General features: G+C 60.0%; 18 protein-coding genes. 6 read left to right on the plus strand and 12 right to left on the minus strand.

Annotated features, from left to right (window positions below; genetic code table 11):
• Positions 1 to 192 precede the first annotated feature (192 nt).
• The 3 genes from NYE40_RS15850 (at position 193) to NYE40_RS15860 (ending at position 7,252) form a co-directional block, all read left to right on the plus strand.
• On the plus strand, positions 193 to 2,778 hold the full coding sequence (locus NYE40_RS15850; RefSeq protein WP_339278652.1) for an Ig-like domain repeat protein: 2,586 nt from the start codon (positions 193 to 195) through the stop codon (positions 2,776 to 2,778).
• A 161-nt stretch (positions 2,779 to 2,939) separates the two neighbouring features.
• Entirely contained in the window at positions 2,940 to 6,083 is a 3,144-nt protein-coding gene (locus tag NYE40_RS15855) for an ATP-binding protein (RefSeq protein ID WP_339278653.1), read from the plus strand.
• Positions 6,080 to 7,252 (plus strand): response regulator, encoded by a 1,173-nt coding sequence (locus tag NYE40_RS15860; RefSeq protein ID WP_339278654.1) that lies wholly within the window; start codon positions 6,080 to 6,082, stop codon positions 7,250 to 7,252. The genes NYE40_RS15855 and NYE40_RS15860 overlap by 4 nt, the downstream gene beginning before the upstream one ends.
• A 496-nt stretch (positions 7,253 to 7,748) precedes the next feature.
• On the opposite strand, the gene NYE40_RS15865 is transcribed toward NYE40_RS15860, so the two are convergent.
• On the minus strand, positions 7,749 to 8,354 hold the full coding sequence (locus tag NYE40_RS15865) for an SLATT domain-containing protein (RefSeq protein ID WP_339278655.1): 606 nt from the start codon (positions 8,352 to 8,354) through the stop codon (positions 7,749 to 7,751).
• Positions 8,355 to 8,368: 14 nt separating this feature from the next.
• A complete protein-coding gene (locus NYE40_RS15870) occupies positions 8,369 to 9,718 on the minus strand; it encodes a reverse transcriptase/maturase family protein (RefSeq protein ID WP_339278656.1) in 1,350 nt (449 codons plus the stop codon).
• Between the two features lie 911 nt (positions 9,719 to 10,629).
• Between NYE40_RS15870 and NYE40_RS15875 the strand changes: the two genes are divergently transcribed.
• Together NYE40_RS15875 and NYE40_RS15880 are read left to right on the plus strand one after the other, a co-directional pair.
• Entirely contained in the window at positions 10,630 to 10,995 is a 366-nt protein-coding gene (locus NYE40_RS15875; RefSeq protein WP_339278657.1) for a PadR family transcriptional regulator, read from the plus strand.
• The gene (locus tag NYE40_RS15880; RefSeq protein ID WP_339278658.1) at positions 10,982 to 12,034 is read left to right on the plus strand and encodes a hypothetical protein; all 1,053 of its coding nucleotides are present in this window, start codon (positions 10,982 to 10,984) and stop codon (positions 12,032 to 12,034) included. The genes NYE40_RS15875 and NYE40_RS15880 overlap by 14 nt, the downstream gene beginning before the upstream one ends.
• On the opposite strand, the gene NYE40_RS15885 is transcribed toward NYE40_RS15880, so the two are convergent.
• The 6 genes from NYE40_RS15885 to NYE40_RS15910 all read right to left on the minus strand — a co-directional run bounded on the left by NYE40_RS15885 (position 12,020) and on the right by NYE40_RS15910 (position 20,393).
• Positions 12,020 to 13,315: an extracellular solute-binding protein gene (locus NYE40_RS15885; RefSeq protein WP_339278659.1), complete on the minus strand. Its 1,296-nt coding sequence runs from the start codon at positions 13,313 to 13,315 to the stop codon at positions 12,020 to 12,022. The two genes, NYE40_RS15880 and NYE40_RS15885, sit on opposite strands and share 15 nt — an antisense overlap.
• Complete coding sequence (locus NYE40_RS15890; RefSeq protein WP_339278660.1) at positions 13,312 to 15,054, minus strand: sensor histidine kinase; 1,743 nt, start codon at positions 15,052 to 15,054, stop codon at positions 13,312 to 13,314. Before NYE40_RS15890 ends, NYE40_RS15885 begins: the two co-directional genes overlap by 4 nt.
• A 76-nt stretch (positions 15,055 to 15,130) precedes the next feature.
• A complete protein-coding gene (locus NYE40_RS15895) occupies positions 15,131 to 16,792 on the minus strand; it encodes an extracellular solute-binding protein (protein WP_339278661.1) in 1,662 nt (553 codons plus the stop codon).
• A gap of 22 nt (positions 16,793 to 16,814) precedes the next feature.
• Complete coding sequence (locus NYE40_RS15900) at positions 16,815 to 17,684, minus strand: carbohydrate ABC transporter permease (RefSeq protein WP_101807849.1); 870 nt, start codon at positions 17,682 to 17,684, stop codon at positions 16,815 to 16,817.
• Between the two features lie 21 nt (positions 17,685 to 17,705).
• Entirely contained in the window at positions 17,706 to 18,566 is an 861-nt protein-coding gene (locus tag NYE40_RS15905; protein ID WP_101808229.1) for an ABC transporter permease subunit, read from the minus strand.
• Positions 18,567 to 18,842: 276 nt separating this feature from the next.
• On the minus strand, positions 18,843 to 20,393 hold the full coding sequence (locus NYE40_RS15910; RefSeq protein WP_101807850.1) for a response regulator: 1,551 nt from the start codon (positions 20,391 to 20,393) through the stop codon (positions 18,843 to 18,845).
• Between the two features lie 168 nt (positions 20,394 to 20,561).
• Here NYE40_RS15910 and NYE40_RS15915 point away from each other — a divergent pair, with 168 nt between their 5' ends.
• Positions 20,562 to 21,074 (plus strand): hypothetical protein, encoded by a 513-nt coding sequence (locus tag NYE40_RS15915; protein ID WP_101807851.1) that lies wholly within the window; start codon positions 20,562 to 20,564, stop codon positions 21,072 to 21,074.
• Between the two features lie 20 nt (positions 21,075 to 21,094).
• On the opposite strand, the gene helD is transcribed toward NYE40_RS15915, so the two are convergent.
• From helD to NYE40_RS15935, 4 genes are all read right to left on the minus strand, one after another.
• Positions 21,095 to 23,521, minus strand: a complete 2,427-nt coding sequence (helD, locus tag NYE40_RS15920; protein WP_339278662.1) for an RNA polymerase recycling motor HelD — start codon at positions 23,519 to 23,521, stop codon at positions 21,095 to 21,097.
• Positions 23,522 to 23,753: 232 nt separating this feature from the next.
• Positions 23,754 to 24,383 (minus strand): cysteine hydrolase, encoded by a 630-nt coding sequence (locus tag NYE40_RS15925; protein ID WP_153784758.1) that lies wholly within the window; start codon positions 24,381 to 24,383, stop codon positions 23,754 to 23,756.
• Positions 24,384 to 24,496: 113 nt separating this feature from the next.
• Positions 24,497 to 25,378: a deoxyribonuclease IV gene (locus NYE40_RS15930; RefSeq protein WP_028597185.1), complete on the minus strand. Its 882-nt coding sequence runs from the start codon at positions 25,376 to 25,378 to the stop codon at positions 24,497 to 24,499.
• Positions 25,379 to 25,513: 135 nt separating this feature from the next.
• Positions 25,514 to 26,425: a fumarylacetoacetate hydrolase family protein gene (locus tag NYE40_RS15935; protein ID WP_339278663.1), complete on the minus strand. Its 912-nt coding sequence runs from the start codon at positions 26,423 to 26,425 to the stop codon at positions 25,514 to 25,516.
• Positions 26,426 to 26,457 lie beyond the last annotated feature (32 nt).

Raw genomic sequence — 26,457 nt, forward strand, 5'->3', positions numbered from 1 at the left:
ATACCCCCTGGGGGTATATAAGTCAACTCTGACACCGCTTTTTCAGCGCCGAACCTGACATGAAGCGCTTTCTTTTCAGTTTGCTGCAGAGCCAGCTGCGATAGCATGAAAAGCGCGGACGAAAGGCGGCATCGCCCCGACGCATCCGCGCAGCAAGCGGCAAGGCAAATTCACGATAAAGGGGACATCCTGTTGTTCAAGTGGAATCATCCCGCACGATCGGCTCGGCTGCGAGCGGTCGTGGCGGCGGCGTTGGCCGCATTCACTCTACTGCAAGACATCGGCGTCAGCCGCGCCGAAGGAGCGCCGGCCGTCGCGCTCTCGGCGAGCGTCGCCTCCTCTTCCTTCGGCGAGACGGTCACATTCACGGCCACGGCGTCCGGCGCAGGCGCCGAAGAAGCGCAGCCGACCGGCTCCATCACCTTCCTGGACGGCGACTCGCCTCTCGGCACCGTGCCGCTGTCCAAGCCCGAGCCCGCCGTCGCGACGGCCAGCGGCAGCGTCCGGCCGCCGGAAGGCTCCGGCCGCAACTGCGTCGCCGGGCCGAACAGCCATTCGTTCGCGACATGCCCGGTGCTGCAATGGGGCGGATACACGTATTGGGCGTTCAGCTATTTCGACAACAGCAACGCGTTCGCCATCGCCGCCTACGACGCTTCCGGCAACCTGCTGCGGACGTGGAACAAGCCGGGCGCGCGCTATCTGTGGCAGATCACCATCGACAAGGAGAACCGGACGGCGACGTTCTGGGGACAGGACAGCTACTCCGTCACGATGGGATGGGACGAGCTGGTGCAGCCGCCGGCTGCGGCCAGCCTGACGACAGCGGAGCTTGCGATCGGCACGCATGACATCACCGCCGTCTATTCCGGAGACTCCCTTTACGGAGAGACCCGCTCCGCCCCGCTGTCCTTTGCCGTCGCGAAGATCCGCACCTCCACCGCCGCGGCTTCGTCGAACAATCCGTCGCTGCAAGGAGACGAGACGCAGCTGCTGGCGATGGTGTCCGCCTCGGACGGCAGCGCGCCGACCGGCGAGGTCGACTTCATGAAGGGAGACGAGCTCCTGGGCACGGCTCCGGTCGTCGACGGCGCGGCTGCGCTGGACGTCTCCGACCTGGCCGCCGGATGGCATCCGATCCTCGCGAGCTACAAGGGCGACGAGCTCCACGCGCCCAGCACCTCGTTCCCGTTGCTGCAGATCGTCGAGCTTCGTGGAACCGAGACCGTCCTGACGGCCGGCAGCGGCTCCGTCCTGCGCGGAGAGTCCGTGAAGCTGACGGCGGAGGTCGGCAGTCCCGATGGCGGCACGGCAGCCGGATTCGTCGCGTTCCGCAGCGGCGAGGACGAGCTTGGGCGAATTCCGCTGTCCGAGGGCCAGGCCGCGCTGGACGTCTCCGAGCTTCCGCCCGGCCTCCATACCTTCACCGCTTCTTATGAAGGCAATGACGCCTACTCGGCCAGCGAGTCGGATGCCGTCTCGGTCGAAGTGATAGCGTCGCGGCCGGACGCGCTGCCCGAGCCGCCGACCGTCGGCGAAGTCGCTGCAGGCAGCGCCCTTCTCTCCTGGAAGGCCGCTCCCTATGCGATCTCCTATGTCGTCTACGCGGACGATCGGCCGCTGCTGACCGCCGAGGGGACCGAGGTCCGGCTGGACGGGCTCGAGAGCGCCAGGACGTACGACCGGCTGGCCGTCGCGCCCGTCAACGAGGTTGGCGAAGGCGCGCGCGCGGCCGTGCCGGCGTTCGAGACGCTTCCGCGCGGGGACTTCGCCGTCGAAGCCGTCCACGCCAGCGAGAGCGAGATCCTCGTCCGCTGGACGCTCGCTTCCGCCAATGAATGGTTCGTGCTCGCTTCCGGCGGGAAGGAGCTTTACCGCGGCAAGGATCGGGAGTTCCGCCTGAGCGGCCTGCCGGCGGACACGAGCGTCGAGGTCGAGCTGTGGACGGAAAACGGCGCTGGCGTCCGCAGCGAGCGAAAAGCCGCGACGGGCCGCACCTTGCCAGCCGCTCCTGCGGGCGGAGGCGGCGACGAGCCTGGTCCTTCGCCTTCCTCCGCGCCGACGCCTACTGTCACGCCGACGCTGGCACCGACGCCTTCCTCCGCGCCGACTTCGGCGCCGGCGACGCCGGGTCCGACGGCAGCGCCGTCTCCTGCTCCCGCGTCTCCGTCTCCGGCGGTGCCGGATGCGACGGACGCTCCTCCGGCAACGAAGCCGCTCGTTTCCTTCGTGGATACCGCCCATCTGGCGAACCGCGGCGAGATCGAATTCCTCGTGCAGAAGGGCCTCATCCGAGGCGACGGCGCCGACCGCTTCGAGCCGCAGCGCCCGATCGCCCGCAGCGAGTTTGTCGCCCTGCTCGTCAGGCTGCTCGGCTACAAGACGCAAAACGGCTACCGGAACGACTTCGCCGATGTGGATGCCGGCAAATGGTATGCCGAGGAAATCGGCGCCGCATTCGAGCACGGTCTTGTCGCCGGCAACGGCAAAGGGACGTTCCAGCCCCAGGCGGCTCTGACGCGCGAGCAGGCGGCCAAGCTCGCAGCGGCCGCGCTGGGACGGAGCGGAGCCGCCGCGGGCCAGGCGGCGCCTGCCTTCGCCGACGACAGCTCGATCTCCGCCTGGGCTCGCCAGGACGTTCGCCTGCTGGCGGAGCTGCAGCTGCTGAAAGGCTATGAGGACGGCAGCTTCCGTCCGCAAGGCCGCCTGACCCGGGCGGAGGCGGCATCGCTGCTCTACCGGCTGCACGAGCGGCTGGCCGGCGGCGAAGCCCGCTAGCACGCCCCGCTTGGCAGCAGCAAAAAGCCCCTGTTCCGGACCGATGCGCGCATCGGCCTCGGAGCGGGGGCTTCTTTCCTCCATCCCCAACGATCGGCGGATGCGGTATGATAGGGCTGATCATTTCCGCGAATGCCGGAACGCGAAAGGCGCGACAACCGATGCCCAACCTACGAAAACGCAAACCGAAGCCGGCGGGGCTCCTCGCCCTCGCGCTCGGCTTCGCCCTGCTCGCCCCCCTCCTGCTCGCTCTGACGGGCTTTCCCTCGCCCGACGCCAGGCCGAAAGCGCAGGAAGGCGTCCTCCAGCTCCGGGAAGGCGAGCTCGCCCGGAACGGGCCGCTCCGGCTGAACGGCGACTGGACGCTGTACGAAGGACGCCTGCTGACAGGCGCCGAGCCGGACCGAAGCGCCGCAGGGGGCGAGTCTCTCGCGCATGTGCCCGGAGTGTGGACCCGCTACGGCATGCCGGGCAAAGGCATCGCCACCTACCGGCTGCAGGTGCGGACCGCAGACGCGACCGAGCCGCTCGGGCTGCAGGTTCCGGCGATCGCCCCGGCCTACCGGATCCTCGTCGACGGCCGCGAGATCGCCTCCGCCGGCTCGTTCGGTCCGGACGGGACGGAGCCCGTCTCCGCCTACCGGCCTCAGACCGCTTATTTCACGCCCGAGTCGCCTTCGTTCGACCTGTATCTCCAGATCTCCAATGACCTGTATCCGGAAGGCGGCGTCTGGTACAGCCTGACGCTCGGCGCGGAACGGGACATGCTGGCGCGCAGCGAGCGCAGCTCCTTCGCGGACATGGCCGTTTTTGGCGGCTGCGCCTTGCTCGGCCTGTACCAGATCGCCGTTTATCTGCTTCGGCGCAGCGACCGCTCCACCCTGTACTTCGGCATCTGCTGCCTGCTCGGCGGCGTCCGCCAGTGGGTCGTCGGCGGCATCCATCTCGTGCAGGTCTACCCCGAGGCGGACATCCGGCTCATCATCGTGCTGGAATACTTGACCTACTACGGCGGCGTGACCGCGGCGGCGCTGTTCGTCCGCAGCCTGTACCCCCGGGAATTCAACCGCCTCGCGATCAACGCGCTTGTCCTGGCCGGCTTCGTCTTCATTGGCTCTGTCCTGCTGCTGCCCGTCGAAAGCTTCACCGCCTGGCTCGGCGCGTACAAGCTGCTTTCGCTGATCGCGCTGCTCTATTTTCTCTACGGCTTCGCGCTGGCCTGCTGGCGCGGCCGCGAAGGGGCGCTGCTGCAGCTGGCCGGCTGGCTGGCGTTCGTCGCCGCCGCCGTCCACGATATTCTGTACAGCGCCGGCTGGATGCTCGGAATCGACGTGCAGCTCGTACCGTACGGCTTCGTGCTGCTCGTCTTCATCGAAGCGCTCGAGCTGGCGCGGCGCTTTACGAGCGCCTACCGCACGATCGGCACGATGAAGGACGAGCTGATCGCCGTCGGCCGCCTGAAGGACGAGTTTCTGGCCAATACGTCGCATGAGCTGAAAACGCCGCTGCACGGCATCCTGAACCTGTCGCAGTCGATGGCGGACGGCAAGCTCGGCCCGCTCGCCGCCGCGCAGCGGGAGCAGCTCGAGACGATCGTCGCGGTCTCGCGGCGCATGTCCAATCTGATCAACGACATCCTCGACCTGTCGCTGCTCAAGAACAACGGCATCGCGCTTCAGCTGAAGCCGGTCGACCTGCGGGCGGCGCTGTCCTCGCAGGAGGAAGTATTCCGCCACTACATCGGCGGCAAGCCGGTCTCGCTGCGGATGGAGTGGCCGGATTCCCTGCCGGACGCGCTCGCCGACGAGAGCCGCCTGCTGCAGATCGCCTACAATCTGATCGGCAACGCCATCAAGTTCACGCCGGAGGGCGAGGTCGTCGTCTCCGCCCGCGCGGAAGGCGGGATGCTGCGGCTCACGGTCGCGGATACCGGCATCGGGATACCGGAAGAAGCGCAGGAGCGGATCTTCCTTTCGTTCGAGCAGCACGGCACCGCCGTCGCCAAGGAATACGGCGGCGCGGGCCTCGGGCTCAGCATTACGCGCAGGCTCGTGGAGCTGCACGGAGGCGTCGTCACGGTGACCTCCAAAGTGAACGAGGGCTCGGTATTTACGGTGACGCTTCCGGCGGCGCCGGCAAGCGGCGCGGCGGCGCGGCCGCATGGCGCCGTCCCGGGCGATCGCTCCCGTCCTGCGGCCGGCTCGGCCCGGGACGGATTCCCCGCTGCCCGGAGCCGCTCCGCCGGCTCCGAGCGCGGCGTCATCCGCGAGCCGCAGCGGGCCGCCAAGGGCTGGCCGACGATCCTGGCGGTCGACGACGATCCCGTCAACCTCCAGGTGCTGCAGTCGGTCTTTCTGGACGAGCCCTACGGCATCGTCGTCGCGACCGGCGGCGAGGAAGCGCTCGAGCTGCTGCGGAACGCCGAGGAGCCGTTCGGCCTCGTCGTGCTCGACGTCATGATGCCAGGCCTGTCGGGCTACGAGACCTGCCTGTGCATCCGCGAGACGTACACGCTGGCCGAGCTGCCCATCCTGCTCACGACGGTCCGCAGCGAGCCGGAGGAGCTTGTCTACGGCTTCGCCGCAGGCGCGAACGACTTTCTCGCGAAGCCGTTCCACCCTTACGAGCTGCGGGCGCGGGCGCACACGCTGCTGGAGATGAGACGCTCCGCGGAGGAGGCGGTCCGTTCGGAGAGCGCGTTCCTGCAGGCGCAGATCAAGCCCCATTTCCTCTACAATACGCTGAACACGATCATCTCCCTGTCGCTGGACGAGCCGAGGACGACGCATGATCTGCTGCTTCACCTCAGCCGCTACTTGCGGGGGAGCTTCGACTTCAACAACAAGCAGAAGCTGGTGCCGCTCCGCAAGGAGCTCGAGCTGGCGGAGGCTTACCTGCAGATCGAGCAGGCCCGGTTCGGCTCCCGCCTGCGCGTCCGCTACGAGATCGAGGAAGGCGTCGACGGGCTGCTCCCGCCGACGTCGCTGCAGCCGCTCGTCGAGAACGCGGTCCGGCACGGCGTCATTCGGAAGGAAGAAGGAGGCACGGTCACGATCACGGTTCGCGGCGAGGAGTCCCGTACGGTCATCGCCGTCGCGGACGACGGCGCGGGCATGGACATTTCGCTGCAGGCGCTGCTCGCCACGGAGGCCGAGGGCGAGAGCGGCGTCGGCCTGCGCAACATCCACCAGCGCCTGCTGCGGGCCTACGGAGAAGGACTTTGCATCGACAGCGGCATCGGCGGGACGGTCGTGACGATCGCCATCCCGCGCCATATCGACCACGAAAGGGGACAATCGGCATGATGAGGATCATCGCGGTCGACGACGAGCAGCCGGCGCTGCGCCGGGCGGGCAAGCTGCTGGAAGAAATGGACGGCGTGCAGATCAGCGGCTTGTTCGACAGCGCCAAACGGTTTCTGGAGCATATGCGGACGAGCCCGGAGCCCGTCGAGCTCGTCCTGCTGGACATCGAGATGCCGGGCTGCGACGGATTGGAGCTGGCCAGGACGCTTCGGACGGAGCGGCCGGACATCCAGATCGCCTTTTTGACCGCGTATGAGGAATACGCCCGGGAGGCGTTCGAGGTGGAGGCGATCGACTACTTGCTCAAGCCGTTCACGGCGGACGATCTGGCGCGCACCGTCCGCCGCGCCGCGAAGCGCCTCCCCCGCGAGCGGCTGGAGGCGGCGGCGGCGGAGGCGCCATCGGCCGATTCGCAGCCGAGGCTGGCGGTCAGCAGCTTCGGGCCTTTTTCCGTCGTGACGGAGCAAGGCCGCGCCGTGGCTTTCCGCAATTCCAAAAGCCGCGAGCTGCTCGCTTATCTGCATCAGTTCGGCGGCAAGCCCGTCGGCAAGGCGCAGATCCTCGAAGCGCTTTGGCGAGAAAAGGATGCGGAGCGGTCGCAGGCCACGCTGTATTCGACCGTGTATCAGCTGCGCAAGGATTTGGAGGCTTGCGGCTTGCACGGGCTGCTCGAGTCGTCGAAGACGGCCGGCGGCTGCTACCGGCTGTGCTGGCCGGGGCCGGTCGACGATGACGTCGTCGCTTATGGCCGGCTGCTCGCGGACTATCGGCAGACGCAGGCGCTCGGACCGGCGATGCAGGCCATCCAGGCGTACGGAGAAGGATTCCTGCACGGCAGCGGGTACGCTTGGGCCGCTCCGCGCCAGGCGGAGCTGGAGCTCGGCTATGCCGAGCTGCTGGAGTCGGCCGCGGGCGCCTGCTTCGCCGCGAAGCGCTACGAAGCGGCGCAGAGCCTGCTGCAGAAGTGGACGCTGCTGCTGCCGCTCGAGGAGACGGCCCATGCCCGCATGATCGCCCTGCTGATCGCGATGGGCAAGATCGAGGAGGCCCGCGAGTACCGCGACTTGCTCCTGGAGCTGCTCGACGCGGACGAGGCTTCCCGGCTGCCGGAGTTTTCCCGCTTCCTGGCGGACCCGGAGCGCTTTTTCGAGCGTTCGCCTCTCCTTTGAGGAGTCGATCGGGAAGGCGGATGGAGCCAAGAGTGCCTTGGATTGCATCAGCGGTTGGATACCTTTTGCTCCTTCTCCGATAGGAGGATTGTTTCAAGAGCTTTTATAAAATCTTTCCAATCATAGGGAGAGTTCGGAGCTGTACGTCTTGTCGGGATAATCCGGTGTCCTGTTTTTTACGAGGTGAACTTAAAAAGATGCCAATCAGCAATAAATCGGCTTGAAAGGCCACCTTCAATACCAAAGTGAAGGTGGCCTTTCATTTTATATATCTGAATTTATGCTCTACCGTACATCCATGTGGAGTGTCACTGTTAGTGCTGAGTGTTAAACGTCAAACCCAACCCACATAGGCTTGCGAATTGTTCTTAATGAGATGTCTCTAAGGACATGCGGGCTAGGGATGAATTCTTGAAAGAAGCAGCGGTGTGGGAAAGAAACGAGGATAGAGGCATCGAGCAAGCGTGCAATCGGCTACTAACAACCTTCTACCCTATTATTGAATTCTTGTCACTATAAAAACGAGGACTAGCGGAAAAACAAACAGCAAGGTGATCACAAATCTCTTAAACCATTTTTTCCTTCTATAACTATCAGTCAAATTTTCAAATCCAGGCAACTTTCTATCAATAGTCATTTTTTCAACATCAATTTGATCATGATTATCTGACAAAGTTAATACATCAAAATATTTCTTCTCGAGTTTATGAAACTGATCAATAACTTCTTCTTTTTGTAACTTGTATGCTGTTCGAATTAATTGTTTGAATTCGCTCTCTAAAATATCTAGTTTAATATATGAGTCTTTAAACTGAACCGACCTTTCTCTATAACCTAAAGTTGAGATAAGTAGAGTAACTCCAAATAAACCAACTGAAGTTATAAGTGTCATAAGCGTAACATACCTAACCGTTTCACTGTTTGGGTTTAAGAACAACGCCCAAATTGAGAATGCTAATACAGCAAAAGTGTAATAATTGATTAATATATTTGATATCATGTGATTGAATTTTAATCTAGCCTCAGCTTCCATTCTGGTTTTCTTTGTTTTCCAAATGCGTTCCTCAGCAAAGTACTTTATCTGAGCTAAAATATCATCCATTATTTCCATCCAATCTACGAAATATTTTGCACATCTTTCTCAAGTTCTTTTACAGAAATATACACTTTTCTTTTGAATAATATGTCGACTTCTTCATCAGAAATCTTATCAAGCTCTGATTTGTTAATGTTGTAAATTGTTTGAAGGATTCTTTTTTTCTCGTCCAGAGGAAACTGTTTTGAATTTGGTATGTATGCCGATTTGCCTCTTCTCATAATAATTTCAAAGAACGCTTTGACGAATCTTTTTATCTGTTTCTGTAAAGCTGGATTAACTTTGTACACAATACACATTTTATTTACAAACCAATCTAAATGGTACAATATCGCGACGTTGTCAATCTGAGAGTAAAAAAACAACCATCCATACTTACTATCCTCAAGAACAAAACCGGTAATTCGATTGTTTACATCCCACAAAAACTGTTCGCTGCTTTTTGTTCTTTTATATTCCGAAAAAATTTCAATTATTGATGTTTCTAACTTTAAAAGATTGTTTGATTTAACGCTAAAACCATACTTATATTCATTTAATTTTTTATAAGCATAACCAAGATAATCAAAACCTACTGTAAGTAAGCCCTCGTCCTTCTTACTATTTATAGCGAGTTTTAGTTTATTACATAACTCGTTTTCAATGGACTTTAACGTTCTCTTCTTATTGCTAGTTGTACAAAGGATTAAAATATCATCCACGTAGCGAAAATACTTAACACCTTTGAAATTACTGATTCGCTTGTCAACTTCTAATAAATAAATGTTAGCTAAGATATTCGAGATTGAAACACCTTGTGGAACCCCGACTGAAGGTACTTCCGGTTCTGCATTTCTTTTGCCTTCCGAAACTGTAGGGTTTGTCAAGGCTTTTTCGACTAGAGATAAGATACTTTTATCCTTAATCTTCTTTTTGATTTTCCTAAGGATTATCTGATGGTTAATGTTATCGTAAAAATTCTTAATATCTATTTTAATGAAGTAATTATATTCACCTGAATTCACTGCATTTTTTATTTCATCTATAATGGTATGCGTTAATTTTCCTTCAATTTCATTCTTGTAAACCTCAGTAAGCAATTCATTTAGCACGCTAAGTGTAATTTTATCCCGAATTGTTGGAATAGAAATTACTCTCGGTAGCTTTCCCTTTCCCTTAGAAAGAAGCTTTTCCTTAAAATAAGTGAATTTATATGTGCGGTTATATATTTTATAATTAATGAGATTTAAATGATCATCTAAATTTTTTTCAAATGCATTTCGATTCATTCTATCAAGTCCAAGGTTCGCTTTATGGGAAATTTTCGAATTATAAACATTTCTCAAATGTTCAAGTTGAAACTTTCGAGAAAATAGTTCGGAAATGCTCATAAAAGGTCACCTGCTTAATGTATTAGTAACAGTGTCTCTAGAGGATAAAGGATGTCACCTGTAAACAGGTCAGGATGAGGCAAAGACATAAGCTTTTTGACGCCTTTTAACTAGGTTTACCCCGAAGAGTCCACTCAAATTAATGAGTACAAAGCTAGAGACCCTGTTACCACGACTATTTTCCCACAGTACCAAAAATTTGTCACTATAAATCTAACCCTGAATCCGCGGTTTCACGGATTTAGGATAGCGCGCACTGGAGATCATTGGAAAATATGAATTGTGTTAGTACTCTCTTCAGCACGACTCGGCAGAATGTATGCAGTACCGGAAGTCGAGTAAAATGAAGCTGTTAAGGGAGTGAAACGGTTGCTGATCAATCGTCAACGACTGAACGGAGTTCTCTCTTGCCGCCTGGAGCATTTCATTGGATTCCTTCGAGCTCTTGGAGATCAGATAACCATTTGCCAGGAAAGAAACGATCAGCAAGAAGATCCACCATTTTTTCAATTCAAGCAACGCCCTCTCTGCAACGAATAATGGAGTCAGCTTCACCTTACCCTTCTTCCAAGCAGCCGTCCAGAAGCTGCCGCATAAGCAGCCGAAGAACGTACCCGGCTCATCGAGCTAGTCAGGACTTCAACCCGAAAAGGACATCCTCGCGGATGTCCTTCCCCATGCCTCCTCCATGCCTTCCCTGCCTATCCGTTCTTCCACATCCAGACGCCGCCGCTTCTCCCTACCGCTGCCGGTCCGGCAGCGGCACCTCCATGACGATCGAGTACGGCTTGCCGCCCTCTTCGCCCGCGACGCAACTCCTAAGCTCCAGCGATCATTGTATCTTATTTATTAGCGTCCCATTTACAATAGTGTGCGCCATACACTATAATGATTTCCAGGAGCTGATGCATATGACGGATGTGAAGGAGACGCTGGCAGGCCTGCTCAGCGAGCTGCGCCGAGGCACGATCGTCATGGGCGTGCTCAGCCAGCTGGCCGAGCCGCAGTATGGCTATTCGCTGGTGTCGTTGTTGGAGGAAAAGGGAATCGCCGTCGAGCCGGGCACCTTGTACCCGCTGCTGCGCAGGCTCGAGAAGCAGGAGCTGCTCGAGAGCCGCTGGGATACGAACGAGTCCCGCCCGCGCAAATACTACCTGCTCAGCGAGCTCGGCAAGCAAATCTTCGCGGAGCTGCAGCAGGAGTGGCGCAAGCTGGTCGCCAGCATGGAAGGCCTAATGAACGAACCTGAAGGAGGAGATCGGGATGGAACTCGTTGATCGCTATATTCATGCGGTGACGGCGCGCCTGCCTGAGGCGCAGAGAGAGGATATCAAGCGGGAACTGCAGAGCTTGATCGAAGACATGCTGGAGGAGCGCAGTCCGGAGAGCCCCCCGACCGTCGAAGACGCGGAAAGCGTGCTGCAGGAGCTCGGCCATCCGAGCGAGCTGGCCGCGAAATACCGCGGCTACGAGCGTTATTTGATCGGGCCGGCGCTGATCGACGCGTACTGGACGACGCTCAAGATCGTGACGGCCGCGATCGTATTCAGCCTTGCCGCCGCCCTCGCGATCGATTCGTTCCGGACGGACGCGGGGATGCTGGACAGCGCCCTGAGCTTCCTTGCCTCGCTCGTCTCGAGCGTCGCCCAAGGATTTCTGTGGGTCACTCTGATCTTCGTCTGCGTCGAGCGCAGCCAGCGGGCCAAAACGGCCGGAAGCGGGCGCATGAAGAAGGCATGGAAGCCTTCCGAGCTGCCGCCGATTCCCGAGGCCGGCCAGAAGGTCAAGAAAAGCGGACCGATCTTCGGCATCTTTTTTGCCGTCGCCGCCATCATGCTCGCCCTCTTCTCGCCCGATCTGATCGGCGTGTGGAGAATCCATGACGGCAGCGCCGCCAGTGTTCCTTTTTTTGATCGCGACGTGCTCCTCCATTATGCCCCGCTGCTGTGCGGGCTGGCCGCGCTCGCCATCCTCAAGGACAGCGTGCGGCTGATCGCGCAGCGAAGATCGGGCCGGCTGCTCGCTTTCCATATCGCGATGACGGTCCTGATCACGACGCTGGCCTGCCTCATGCTGGCCGACGACGCCCTCTGGAACCCGACGTTCATAGCGGACCTGGCCGCTGCGAGCCCCTTGCCGTCGAGCGGCGACGGCTACGATACGCTGGTGTCGGTCTGGCCCCGCCTGAACGGCCTGCTCGTGAACGTTCTCCTCGTCTATGCCCTGGTCGACATCGTCCTTGAATTCATGGCATGGTTCCGGAGCAAGACTCCTTCTTCTGCAAAGGCCAGCCAAAAGCCGCTACCGCGCCCCTAAAATCCGTTCGGCCCTGCGCCGGAACTCCGATGCCGCCGCCGCAGGCTCGATCCGCTGAAAGAGCAGCTGATCGTTCAGCTCGCGCAGCGCCGCCGTCACCTCCGCGGCGCCCGGCGGATCCGGCGGATCCATCGGCGAGCTGTTGGCCTGGACCCAATCCACATAGGCGAATACCTTCGCCAGCGCCGGATTGATATGAGGCAGCATCCCTTCTTTTACGGCCGCCGATACCGGCACCCCTCGTTCTCCGTTCAGGATCAGGTTCGACTCCAGATCATGGATGAAAAAATCGATGAAGCGGGCCGCCTCCGCCTTGTGCGTCGAGCTTTCGGCGATGGAGAAAAACATGCCCGGCTTGAGGAACAAGCCTTTGCTGGAGTCCGGGCCTGGCATGGGAGCGATCGCCAATTCGCTTTTGCTGTCCTCGTCCAGCGCCATGAACTGATTGGAATACCCCCAGTAGAACAGCGCTTTTCCTTCGACAAAAGGATTGTTCTCCTTCATCGCTTCATGGTTCCAGATGTTCGGCAAGGTCATCAGCTTGGCCTTCGCCAGCTTCTGCAGGCGGGCAAAAAAGCCGACGAACAAGCGGTCGTCCTCATAGCCGAGGCTCTTGCCGTCGCTGGAATACAACGATCGGCCGTGCTGGCGCAGGTAATAGGCGAAAAACTGCTCCGGCGTCAGATCAAGGCTCAAATAGACGCCTTTTCCCTGAATGGCCTGCCCCATCCCGGCAAAGCTGTCCCAGGTCCAATCCGCAGTCGGCCGCTCCAGCCCAAGCGAGAGCAGCACGGCAGGATCATAGGCGGCGAACAAGGCGTTCGTGCCCAGGCTGAAGCCATACAGGCCGCCTTCCGCGCCGCGTCCGCCCGCGAGCAGAGCGTCCGGAATGTCGCTGCTGTCGATCAGGCCGCGCTCCACGAACGGCTGCAGATCCGCCAGCAAGCCGTGGCTCATGTATTCATACAAGTACGAGACATCCATTTGCACGATGTCCGGCAAGACGTTGCCGGCTGCGAGCGGCGCGAGCTTTTTCCAATATTCATTGAAGGCGCTGTAGTCATATTCGATCTTGATGTGCGGGTTCAGCCGCTCGTAGCGGTGGATCACCTTGATCGTCGCTTCATTGCGGTAGTCGCCTCCCCACCAGGCGATCCGCAGCGTCAGCGGCTCCGGCGCGACGGTCGGAGGCTCCGATGGCTGCGATGCGCCCCAACGGATGCCGGCCGCCGCCAGCAGCAGGACCATAACGGCAGCAATGGCTTTGAACGGTCTCTTCATGACGGATCCTCCTCCGGCAAAGGCAAGCGGACGCGCACTCGGGTGCCGCCGCTGCGGACGCTTTCGACTTCAATGCCGCCGGCATCGCCGAAGGCGAGCCTCAATCTGTCCTTGATGTTGAGCAGGCCGATTCCCGTCCCTCTCGTCTCCACTTCTCCGGCCCAGATTTTCTGCAATCGCTCCGGGTCGATGCCAGGCCCGCTGTCCTCGACGACGATCTCCAGCCCGTCCGGACGCTCTCGGTCCAGATAGACCCGGATGCGGCACGGCTCGACGAACGGCTCCAGGGCATACAGGATCGCGTTTTCGATCAGCGGCTGCAGCGTCAGCTTCGGGAGCCTCACTTTCATGACCCGTTCCGGAATATCGACGGCAAAATCGAAGCGATCCCGGAAGCGATGCTTCTGGATCGTCGCGTAGTGCCGGACCGTGGCGAGCTCTTCCTCGAGCGTGATGACCTTTTTCTTGTTGCTGATCGACGCCCGCAGCAGATAGCCGAGCGAGAGCACCATGCTCGAAATTTGCGGCTGGGCGTTTTTTTGCGCGAGCCAGTGGATGGAGTCGAGCGCATTGTAGAGGAAGTGGGGATTGATCTGCGCCTGGAGAGCTTTGAACTCCGTTTCCTTGAGCAGGATCTGGTTCGCGTAGTTTTCTCGGATCAGCGTGTTGATGCGGGCGATCATCAGACGGAACGTGCGATGCAGCTGGCCGATCTCGTCCAGCTGCTGCGATGGAGGCGCAGAGGCCGCGACATCGATCTGCTCGAGCTGGCCGAGCTGCACCTCCTTCATCTGGCTGATCAGCGACCGGATCGGACGGGTCAGGCTTTTGGCGAAGCCTCTGCCGATGACGAGCAGCAGGACGAGCAGCAGCGCGAACACCGCGAGCAGCGTATTCTTCAGATGAATGATCTTCTGGAAGATTCCCTCGTACGGCACGGAATTGATATAGGTCCACCCCATGTAGGCCGATTTTTTATAGGAAAGAAAAACGGTCTCCCCTCCTTTCTTCACGATCCGGTAGCCATCGTCCGCAAGCGCATGCGGCGATGCCGCAGCGCCTTCGCCCTGATAGGGGAACAGCACCCGACCGCCCGTCTGCACGATAATGTCGCTGTCGGTCGAGGCGAAGCCCGCATAATCCTCGATCAGCCGCTCCATGTTCACGCGCAGGATGAGGACGCCGATCCGCTTCAGCGTCATCGGCTCATAGGCGCGGATTTGCCTCACCAGCATCAGCGTCGAGTCGCCTTCATCGGGATAGAACCAGCGGACGCCTCCCCTGCCTTCCTCGGACGCCTCGATCACGGAAGCGTACTTGGCTTCCGTGAACGAAGGCGAGGCTCCGTACCGGCTTACCTTTCCCGTCGCGTCGATGACCTGGACGGACTGCACGTAGCGCTCGGACGAGCTGATCTGCTTGAACAGCCGTTCCGTCAGCTGCTTGCGGATCTGGTAGCCCGCGTAGTCAGAGCTTCCTTCCCACAGCTGCTTCAGTCCGGCCTGCACCTGGCTGTCCGACAGGATGCCGAGGCTGAGCGCCTCCAGCTTCTGCAGCTCCCGGTCGATCACCGTCGATGACAGGTTCAGCAGACGATGCGATTTGTCGTAGAGCTGCTTGTCGTAGATGGAGTAGGCGTATTGCAGGGAGCCGAACGCCGTAGCCAGAATGAGCACCGCCGCGATCAGAATGAGCAGGAATGTTCTTTGGAGGATATTGAGCCGGCTGAACATCCACATGGAAGGTTCTCCTTTACGCAAAAAAGAGACTCCGCCGGACTCGGGGGTCCCGCGGCGGTCTCTTCATGCTATCGATTTATTTGGCGTTATAGCGGTCCAGAGCGACCTGATGGAGGCGGACCGCCTCGTCGATGCCCATGCCCTTGATCGTTTCCACCATCTTGTCGAATTCGGAGATCGGCTTCTGCCCGCTGATGATTGCCGTCATCGTCTCGTTCAGATACGTGTTGACCTGGCTCATGATGGAGCTGACTTGACTCGCCTCGTCCGTCGTCAAGCGCAGCGGAGGCAGCGTCAGCTCGGAGCTCGCCTTCATCCACTGTTTGTTCGCCTCGCGCTGACCGTCATCGAACAGCAAGGCGTCCAGATACTTCGGATCCTGATTGATCGGACCATCCATGATCGAGAGCGCGTAGGAGGCGAGCGCCTGGTCGTAGGTGAGGCCGCTTGGATTGTTCGTGACCGTCTCCGTGAACTTGATGCCGTCGCCTTCCTTGACGTAGCTCTCCCCTTCAATGCCGTAGTTGAACAGCTCATGGCCGATCGGGCTGTAGTTGAAGTCCATCCACTGGACGAGGTACGGCAGCTTTTCTTTGGCCGCGCTGGAGGTGATCGCTTCCCCGTAGGACAGCACTTTGTTCTCGAGATTGAACGCGGCGTAGACTTTTCCGTCCGGAGCTACCGGTCCCAGCACGCCGGTCAGGTTGAAGTCCGGGTTGTCCTTGCGCATCAGGTTGAAATACTTGCCCATGCCGCTGAACACGCCGCCGGCATAAGAGCCCGCCAGGTTGTTCGTCACCTTGTAGTCGAACGCCTTGCCGTCATTGGTCATGATTTCCGGATCGACGAGCCCTTCCTTGTACCAGACGGACATCGTCTCGAGGAAGTCGCGGTACTGCGGCTGGATCGGCCCGTAGGCGACCTTGCCGTCCAGCATCTGGAACCCGCCGATGAGGCCGAAAGCGGTCGTGAAGTCATGCAGCTTCGTCAGGTTGCCCGGTCCCCAGTTGCCCGTGAACGGCAGCTCGTCGGGCTTTCCGTTGCCGTTCGGGTCCTTTTCCTTGAACGCCTTGAGGACGGCATGCCATTCGTCGATCGTCGTCGGGGGCTGCAGGCCGAGCTTGTCGAGCCAGTCCTTCCTCATGATCAGGCCCGAGGTCGCGTTCAGCTTCACCGCGTCCAGCTTGAGGAGAGGGAACATGTAGATCGTGCCGTCGTCGAGCGTAATCTGCTTCTTCACATCCGGATCGGACTCGATGATCTTCTTGAGGTTCGGCGCGTACTGGTCGATGAGCTCATTCAGCCGGATGATGCGCCCGTCCTCGATCATCTTCTCCGGTCCGCCGACCGCATCCGCCCAGTTGTAGTAGATGATGTCGGGCAGCTCATTCGTCGAGATCAGCAGGTTGAACTGATCCTTCTGCTGGCCGAGAGGCGGGTGGGTGAACGTCGCCTTGATGCCGGTCAGCTCTTCTTTTTTCTTGTAGCCCGCCATCTGGCCGAAGTTTTCCAGAGAAGCGGTCAGCTTGGCGTCATTCGCCCGCCAATACTTGATTTCGAGCGGCTCCTTCACGATCGGCAGCGGGATCTCGCTGAGCGGCTGCGGCGCGGCGGACGGCTGCCCGGCGTTCGTTTCCGCTCCGGGAGTTGCGGAAGGGCTGTCGGCGTTGCCGGAGCATGCGGCCAGCGCGGCCAGCATGACAGCGGAGAGCAGGATGGCCCCTGATTTTTTTACCATTGGATTCGCCTCCATAGATGGGTTATTGCTTGACGGCGCCGATCAGGGCGCCCTGGACGAAAAATCGCTGGATGAACGGATAGAGCAGCATGATCGGCAGCGTCGAGACGATGATCGTCGCGTACTTGATGTTCTCTCCGAGCGCGAAGCCGGTATCGATGCCGGCGCCCATCGCCTCCGTGCTGCTGCTGATCAGGATGTCGCGCATGACGATCTGGATCGGGTACAGCTCCTGGCTCCGCAGGTACAGCATCGGACCGACAAAGTCGTTCCAATGGTCGACCGCGTAATAAAGCGTCATGACGGCCAGGATCGGCTTGGACAGCGGCAGCACGATGCGGGCGAGGATGAGCAGATCGTTCGCTCCGTCGAGCTTCGCCGATTCGATCAGGCTGATCGGCAAGCCCTCGAAGCTCGTTTTCATGATGAGGAAATAGAACGTGCTGATCGCGCCCGGGATGATGATCGCCCAGCGGGTGTCGACGAGTCCGAGATTCTGCACGAGCAGGAACGAAGGAATCATGCCTCCGCCGAAAAACATCGTGAACGTGATGAGCTTCATCATCGTCTTGCGACCGAGCAGATCGGGCCGCGACAGCGTGTAGGCGGCGAGCGAGGTCATGATCAGGTTGACCAGCGTGCCGGCGGAGACGTAGAACAGCGTGTTCAGATAGCCCTGAAGGATCTTGGGGTTTTTAAGCACATACGCGTAAGCGTCCAGCTGGAAGCCTTCGGGCGTCAGCATGAACGAGCGCGACCGCAGCATCCGCTCCGGATCGCTGATCGAGGAATTGAGCACGTACAGCATCGGATAAAAGGAGATGGCGATGACGCCAAGCAGCAGAACCGTATTGACGGCATCGAATGTTTTTTCGCCGAGAGACCTTCTCATGGGTCCTCCTTTCTTTCGCCGCTACCACAGGCTGGTCGAGTTCACCTTGCGGCTGATCGCGTTGGCCAGCAGGAGCAAGCCGAAGTTGATGAGTCCGTTGAACAGCCCGATGGCGGTGGAGTACGTATAGTTGCCCTCCAGGATGCCGGATCGGTAGACGAAGGTGGATATGACGTCGGACGTCTCGTAGGTCGGCGCCGTCTGCATGAGCAGGATCTTCTGGAAGTCGGCGTTCATGACCGCGCCCAGCCGGAGGATGAGCATGACGACGATCGTCGGCAGGATGCCGGGCAGCGTCACATGGAGCAGCTGCCGCCAGCGGCCCGCGCCGTCGATCCTGGACGCCTCGTACAGCTGCGGGTCGATGCCGCTGAGCGCGGCCAGGAAGATGATCGAGGCCCAGCCCGCGCCCTGCCAGATGTTGGACAGGATGTAGAGCGGCCGGAAGAAATCCTTCTCGGCCAGGAACATGACCGGCTGCAGGTCGAACAGGCCGCGGATGACGTTGAACAGGCCGCCGTCCAGCGAGGAGAACGTCTTGAGCATGCCGACCACGACGACGACCGAGATGAAGTGCGGCATGTAGCTGAACGTCTGGACGGCGCTCTTGAACCATTTCTTGCGCACCTCGTTCAGCAGCAGCGCCAGCACGATCGGCGCGGGAAAGCCGATGGCGATGCTGTAGAGGCTGAGCAGGAGCGTGTTCTTGATCAGACGCTCGAAGTAGTAGCTGTTGAAGAACATCTTGAAGTTGTCGAAGCCGATCCACTGCCCGTCCAGAATCCCCCTCACGGGACTGTAGGACTTTTGGAACGCCATGAGCAGTCCATACATCGGTCCGTAAGCAAAGACGGCATAATAAGCGATTACCGGCACCAGCATGAGATAGACATATTTGTTGCGAAACAGCTCCTTCTTGATCCAGGCCGTCCGGCTCCGCGTCCATCCGGTCCTTCCCGCCGCCGCGGCCTCTTCCAGCTTCAAGTCGATCCCCCCGTTCTTTCCTTTCGCCGTCTGGCAGCGTGAAGCGCTTTCAATGCACTCCTTTACTTTACCTTCGCCATCCTTTATTTCCCATGTCCAAAACCGGACAAGAGCAGCAAAAAACCGAGCATTGCCGAAACGAAAAAAAGCCCCGCTCGGAGGGAGCGAGGGCAATCAGCGGGAGCCGCGATATTCGGTCGGGGAGACGCCGGTCATCTTTTTGAACATCTTGCTGAAATAGGAAGCGTTGAAGCCGAATCCCGTCTCCTCGGCGAGCTGGGCAACGGTCATGCCGGCATCCTGCTCCATCCGCTCGATCGCTTTTTGGATGCGGTAGCGAAGCACATGCTGGGTGAATCTCTCGCCGGTCTCCAGCTTGAACCGCTTGCCGACATAGTCCGGATTCATGAACATCTCCTTGGCTGCCGAGGAGAGCGACAGCGATTCGTCGGCGTAGCTCCGCTCGACGATCGCCTTGACCGACTCGACCATGCGGGAGTGGCGGCGGCGGGTCTGCTCGGCGCGCTGTCCGGCGATCTCGCGCCGCATCTGCTCCAGCAGCCCCTGAAGCGGCCGGATCGAGCCGGTCGCGATCAGCTCCGACAGCCGCTCCAGGCTGCGGTCCATCTCCTCGCGGCCGTACAGGCGGCTCAGCTCCATGAACAGCTGGATGAGGTAGGACTTCGCCTCCGGCACGTCCAGCCGCCAGGCGGCAAGCTCCTCCATGAGCCGGTCCAGTTCCTTTCGCGATTCAGCTTCGTTGCCCGCCTGGATCAGCATGAGCAGCCGCTGCATGTCGAATTCGCCCCGAGTCCCGGTCTCTGCCAGCGGCTCCATGACGTCCTGCGGCGTGATGAGGCCGCCCTCGCCGAGATAGAAGCGGTAGCCGAGGCAGCTCAGCGCCTGCAGGTACAGCCGCCTCGCCTGCTCCGGCGGGCCGGCCTCGCTGAGCGCGGCCGTCGCGTCCAGCCGGTAATAGCGGAGGTACGCCTCGCGCACGAGATCGATGCCCCGATACAGCTCGTCCTCGTCGCCATCCTCCAGCAGGAGCATCGCGTAGCTGCCGCTGAGCGCGCTGAGCAGGCAGCCGGGCAGCAGCTCCTCCGCGATGTTCTTCATGGCGAAGAGCTGCTCGTACTCCGGATCGCCATCCGCCTCGAACAGCAGCAGGCGGATGCTCCCGACGTTCTGCTGAAGGCCGAACATCTCGCGGCCGCGGGTCCATTCGCGCTCTCCGTACCGCTTGTTGGAGACGAGCTCGCGCAGGAATTGCTCCCGCGCGTACGGCAGCGCCTGCGCCAGGTTGTGCTTGACCGACTCCAGGAAGCGGCGCCCGGAGTCCCGCTCCCGCTGAGCGGCGACGATCTCGTCGAGCGCGGCGGTCACATCCTCCGAGCTGCAAGGCTTCAGCAAATAATGCTTGACGCCGTGCTGCATCGCCGACTTGGCATATTCGAACTCATTGAATCCCGTCAGCATGATGATTCCGACATCCGGGTACGCCTCGGACACCCGCTCGGCAAGCTCCAGTCCGTCCATGCCCGGCATGCGGATATCCGTAATCAGGATGTCCGGACGGACCGACTCCATCAGCTCCAGCGCCGCGATGCCGTTCTGCGCCGTACCGGCAAGCACGGTCCCATGGCGCTCCCAAGGGATGACCGAAGCGATTCCGTCCAGGATGATGAACTCGTCGTCGACGAGCAGTACTCGGCAAGGCTGCATGCTTGGCTTCCTCCCATGTCGGACGCTATTAAGGACCTATTATAGCCGACCTTGGGATAAAAAGGAGATGTTTTTGAAAACGGCGCGGCAGTTTCGTTATTCGGCTCATTTAAGTATAATTTTTCTAAATGCTCTGTCGCTGATGCCATCCATTCCAAGGAGGTTATCATGAAAAAGCTCCTCTTCCTTCTATTCGTACTCGCCTTGCTGCTGGCAAGCGGCTGCTCGCAGCGAGAGCCTGACTTCATCGGCTACATCTACAAATACGACAAGGAAAACAAAAAAACCGTCATTGTCGGCGCGAACAGCGAGGAAAATCCGATCGTCCTGATGCGCAAAGGAATCACCCGGTTGAAGATCGGAACCAAAGTGGAGGTATTCTATGAGGACGATGGCGTCAATTCGTCCTTTCCCCTCCAAGCTCCGGCGAACCTGTACGAGATCGCTGTCCCTGCGGCAGAACAAAAAGCGATCGAGCGGCTGTTCACGTTCATGCACGCGAAGCAGGAGCGGAATTTCTATCCATCCATCCTCTCCATAGCCGAGCAAGAGTCCGATTGGGAAGTGAAAGTGAATGAGCATGCGATGAACGAAGAGGGAAGCGAATCGTTCCATAAGGTGCTGTACAAGCTCGACAAGAACGGCAAAGGAAAGATCGAATCCGCCGCTCTCGATTCCTAGAGCATGCTGGCAGACACGCCCTAGCGAGTCTGGCCCCCCTCCTCGACCAAAGACGGCTCGACGCCTTGCAGGAACGGCGTCCATTCTCCTGCCGCATACAGCTGCAGCCGGTGCATGGCGCGCGTGCACGCCGTATAGAACAGCTTCCGCTCGCTTTCCCGCTGATAGGTCCGCGACGAAGCGTCGTAGATCAGCACGGCGTCGAACTCGACGCCTTTGGCCAGATAGGCCGGGATGACCTGCGTCCCGTTCTCGAACGTCGGCGTCTCCTTGGTGACGAGCCGCAGCGACGGGCAGCCCTGCTTGGTCAGGAGCTCATGCGCCTCGCGGCTTTCGGCGGCCGTTTTCGTGATGACGGCGATCGAGGCGAAGCCTTCCGCTTGCAGCGCCGCCAGCTCCTCGGCCATCCGCGCCGCCAGCCGTGCGCTGTCGTCCGCCTGGATCAGCAGCGGCTTTTTGCCGCTTCGGGCGAAGGGCACGATCTCCTTTGCGCTCGGCAGCAGCGCTTTGGTGAACTCGACGATCTCGCGCGTCGACCGATAGCTGCGGACGAGGCGGATCAGCCTCGTGTCCGCCTCCCCGTAAAGCCGCATCAGCGGCGAGTCCTCGCCGTCCAGCTCCGTCGCCTGGGCGAAGATCGCCTGGCCGAAGTCGCCCAGCACGGTCATGCGGGCGCGGGGAAACAGCTTCCGCAAATATTCATATTGAACCATCGAGTAGTCCTGGCCTTCATCGACGAAAACATGCCGCACTTGCGTATTTGTCCGCATGCCTTCCACAAGCTCCCGCAAATAAAGGAACGGCGTCGCATCCTCGCTGAACAGCTCCCCGCGAGCCAGCTTCTCCCGGGTCTGATCACAGATATCCGGCCAAAGCCGGGGCGCGGCCGCCTGCTCTGCCAGCGCCGCATAAGCCTGCTCCGGATCGAACAGCTGCGCGTACAATCCGGCCATGTCGACGAACTGCATCCGCCTCACGCTTCGCCGCAGCGGCTCGAACCGCTCCCGGACGATCGCGCCGGCCAGCAGCTCCTGCTCCCTCTCCGCGTAGTCGAAGTCTCCTTCGTCCCGGCGCCGCTTGTTCTGCACGAACTCCTGGATGCGCTCGTACTGCTCGGCGAAGTCGAACACGCCCCGTTCCTTGTGCAGCTCCCGGTGCACGGCGTCGTAGCGGTCGTTGTCGAGATAGTCGAGCTCCTCGCTCACCCAGTCCGCGCCGCGCTCCTTGCGCTCCAGCCCGGCCAGCTCCTGGAGCAGCCACTCCTGGAGCATGGCGACGCGATTGGCCAGGCGGATCGAACGATCGTACCCGTAAAAGCGCTCCGCCATCCGGCTGGCCGGAATAAGCTCGCGATCTCCAAGCCGGATGCCGCTGAAGCGCATGCCGGATTGCCCCAGCCCTTCCGCATAGTCCCTCAGCGCCTGCAGGAAAGCTCCCGACGCCTTGCAGCGGATGCCCTCCACCCGGGCGTCATGCTCCGGCGAGCCGGCCATCTGCAGGACGTATTCGATAGCATCGAATGGATCCTCAAGGCTCAGCATCGAGCCGATGCCCTGCTCCAGATATTCCTGGAACGTCGCCTGTTGCATGTTCTCCTCGCCGAGCTCGGGAAGCACGGTCGAGACGTAGCTGTTGAACATCGGATTCGGCGAAAACAGGACGATCTGGTCCGCCTTCAGCCGGTCCCGGTTTTTATAGAGCAGGTACGCCACGCGCTGAAGCGCCGCAGACGTCTTGCCGCTGCCCGCCGCTCCCTGCACGATGAGCATCCGGCTCCTGTCGTCGCGGATGATGGCGTTCTGCTCTTTCTGGATCGTCGCGACGATGCTCTTCATCTGCGAGTCCGCGCCCTGTCCGAGCGCCTGCTGCAGCAGCTCGTCGCCGATCGTCAGGCTCGTGTCGAATACGTTCAGCAGCCGGCCTTGGCGGATCTGGTACTGGCGCTTCAGCTCCATGTCGCCCCGCACGGCGCCGTCTGGCGTGTCGTAGGAGGCTGGCCCCGGAGAGTGGTCGTAGTACAAGCTTGCGATCGGCGTGCGCCAGTCGTAGACGAGAAAGTCCATTCCTTCCGCGTCGACGAAGGAGGAGACGCCGATGTAAACCGGCTCGGCGGAGCCGACGCCATGTTCGCGGAAATCAACGCGTCCGAAGTACGGGGAGGGCAGCAGCCGGGTCATGCTCTTCCATTGCTGCAGCCGCAGCCGGTGGCTGCGCTCCCGTTCCGAGAGCAGCGCCTCCTGCTGCCGGATGCTGTAGAACGTTTCCTCGAAGTCCTCGTCCGTGGCCGTGTTGACCGTCACTTCTTCCCAAAAGCGCTTGCGGATGTCCCCCGCTTGCCCGTGCAGCCCGGCCACCTCCGGCTCCAGCTCGGCGATCCGCTCCCGCAGCTTTTGGGCGACTCGATCCAGCCGTGCCTGCTCTTCGTTCCATTCGCGCTCGTGCCGCATGTCCGCACCGACTCCTCCCGTTTTCCTCTGAAAAAGGCATTTGACATCCAGCCGCGACCCATGGTAATATTGAATTAAAGGTACGATGCAATAACTATGGTTCTTAACAAACGATTGAAGCGACTGGTTTTCTGATGATACCATAGCTTCGTTTTGCGCGCAATGGCGCGGCAGCATAAAAAAACCCCCGGTCCGTGGACCGGGGGTCTTTCGTTTGCCTTTCGACAAGGCTCTATAGATTGACGACTGCCTGCTCGGTCGTCCAGACAGCCGAGGCGAACCCTTTGAAATTGACGAGAGCGGCATTGAACCCGTCCGCAGGAGCCGCCGTCGCATCCTGAACGATCGCGACCTCGAATCCCTCCTCGATCAGATGCCTCATATGGGATTCGACGCACACATTGGATACGACCCCGGCCAGAACGATTTTGCTTACCCCTTGCTTGCGCAGCTGCAAGCACAGATCGTTCGTTGCCGGGCTGGCGATCTTGTGCGCATTGGCGATGATCGTCTGCCCGTCTTCGAGAAACGGCAGCAGGTCCGGCACGAATGCCGCTCCGGAGGCCGGCGGCACCGGGCTCCGCGCATCGGGACGATCGTAGGCGTAGGTGGAAAGGAGGAGCGTCTCCTCCGCTCCCTTGAACTGCCACTTATGGTCATGCGGATACAAGTAGTGGGGAGAGACGAAGACCTTATACCCCTTTTGCTTGGCTGACTGGAGCAGCTTCACCAGGTTGCCGACCGTATTGTTTTGCAAAATGACCGGCTTGAGCAGCTCATACCCGGGATGCCCCGGCGACAAAAATTCATTTTGCGGATCGGTCAGGACGATGCCGGTCGTCGTCGGATCGACAGTGAACATCACGATTCAGCCTCCTCAGCATGCGATTCTGCACCTAGCCTTCCCCGAAATTTCAAAATCCTTGCAGCGTTGCCAGAGGCCCGCCTGGGCGCGTCAAACCAAGCTTGTCCCGCCTACGCGGTCGGCTCCTTGTTCACCGGATCGGCCAATTGCCTGCGAAGCAGGGCGATTTCGTGCTTATAGGGCGGGTTCTTATATTTGACCGGCCCAAAGGAAGGCGTCTCCAGCAGCATCGGAATGTCGGCCAGCTGGGGATGATGGACGATAGAATCGAGCGCCTTCAAGCCGATGAAGCCGTGGCCGATATTCTCGTGCCGGTCTTTGCGGGAGCCCCGCACGTTTTTGGAATCGTTGATGTGCAGCACCTTCAGCCGGTCCAGGCCGATCAGGCGGTCGAACTGATCGAGCACCCCGTCGAAATCGTCCACGATATTGTAGCCGGCATCATGCACATGGCAGGTATCGAGACAGATGGAAAGGGAGTCGTTATGCGTGACCCCGTCCAAAATGCGGGCCAGCTCCTCGAATCGGCTGCCGCATTCCGTTCCTTTGCCGGCCATCGTCTCCAGCGAGATCTGGGCTTTGCCGCCAGGCTCCAGCACCTCGTTCAAGCCTTCGACGATTTTGCCCAGCCCGATGTCGATGCCTTCCCCGACATGAGCTCCCGGATGCAGGACGAGCTGCCTCGAGCCAAGCGCTTCCGTCCGCTCCAGCTCGTCGCGCAGAAACGAGATGCTGTGGCGGAACACCTGATCGTTCACGGCGTTGGCCAGATTGACCAGGAACGGAGCATGCACGACGATGTCGGCGATGCCGTGCTCCCGCATATGCGCCTGCCCCTCGGCGATCCGATAGGCCGAGATCGGCTTTCTTCTTGTATTCTGGGGCGCGCCCGTGTAGATCAGGAACGTATTCGCACCATACGAAGCCGCTTCCTTGCTCGCTTGGAGCAGCATTTCTTTCCCGCCCATGGATACATGGCTGCCGATCCGCATGCCGTCCCTCCTCTTTTTCCGTTCCTTCCCATTCAGCGTTTGCGGAAAAAAGAGTCCTGATACGCTTCTCCCATTAAAAAAGCGATGCCGGGGCTTGCCCCGGCATCGCTCGTTTATTCTTCCGAAGCCTGATCGTCAGATCCGAGCCTCCGCGCCCTGCTCCGCCGTCATCCGGTTGCGCAGCGTGCCGAGCTTCTCGATGGAAATCTCAACGACGTCGCCCGGCTGCAGGTAAACCCGCTTCTCCGGAGGCAGGCCGAGCACGACGCCCTCCGGCGTGCCGGTCAGGATGATGTCGCCGGGCGACAGCGTCATATGCCGCGAGATGTAGCTGACGATCTCGTCGCAGCGGAAAATCATGTCCGAGGTGCGGGACGACTGGCGCGTCTCGCCGTTCACGACGGCGGAGATCGCCAGCGCGTTCGGATCGCCGACCTCGTCGGCCGTCACCAGATACGGGCCGAGCGGGCTGAACTTGTCGCATGTCTTGCCGAGCAGCCATTGCGGCGTGCGCATCTGCAGGTCGCGGGCCGACAGGTCGTTGACGCAGCAGTAGCCGTACACATGCTCCAGAGCCTGCTCGCGCCCGACGTCCTTGGCCGTGCGCCCGATGACGATGACGAGCTCCGCCTCGTAGTCGACCTCCGAGCTGACGCGCGGCAGCGGGATGTCCTCCCGATGCGCGGCCAGCGTATTGTTGAACTTGTTGAACAGGATCGGATACTCCGGAATCGGCGCATTCGTCTCCTCCGCGTGCTTGCGGTAGTTCAGGCCGACGCAGATGATCTTGCCGGGAGCCGTCACGCACGGCCCGAGCTGCAGCGCGTCCTCGTCCAGCCACAGCTCGGGGACTCCGTCCGCCTGAGCGGCCAGCGTCTCCAGCGTCCGCTGCGCCTCGGCTCCGCCCTCGATCGCGGCCTCGACCGTCAGCGGCACCTGCCGTCCCTCTCCGAGCCGGATCTCAGCCGCCGCCACGTCCAGCACCCCCTGCTCCGTGCGCACGCCGAGCGCGAGCCGGCCCTCCTTGCGGTATGTCAACAGCTTCATGATCGCCGATTCCCCTTTCTCATGCTTTCCTT

It is taken from the genome of Paenibacillus sp. FSL W8-1187 (genome assembly GCF_037965485.1).
Lineage (GTDB): Bacteria > Bacillota > Bacilli > Paenibacillales > Paenibacillaceae > Paenibacillus_O > Paenibacillus_O pasadenensis.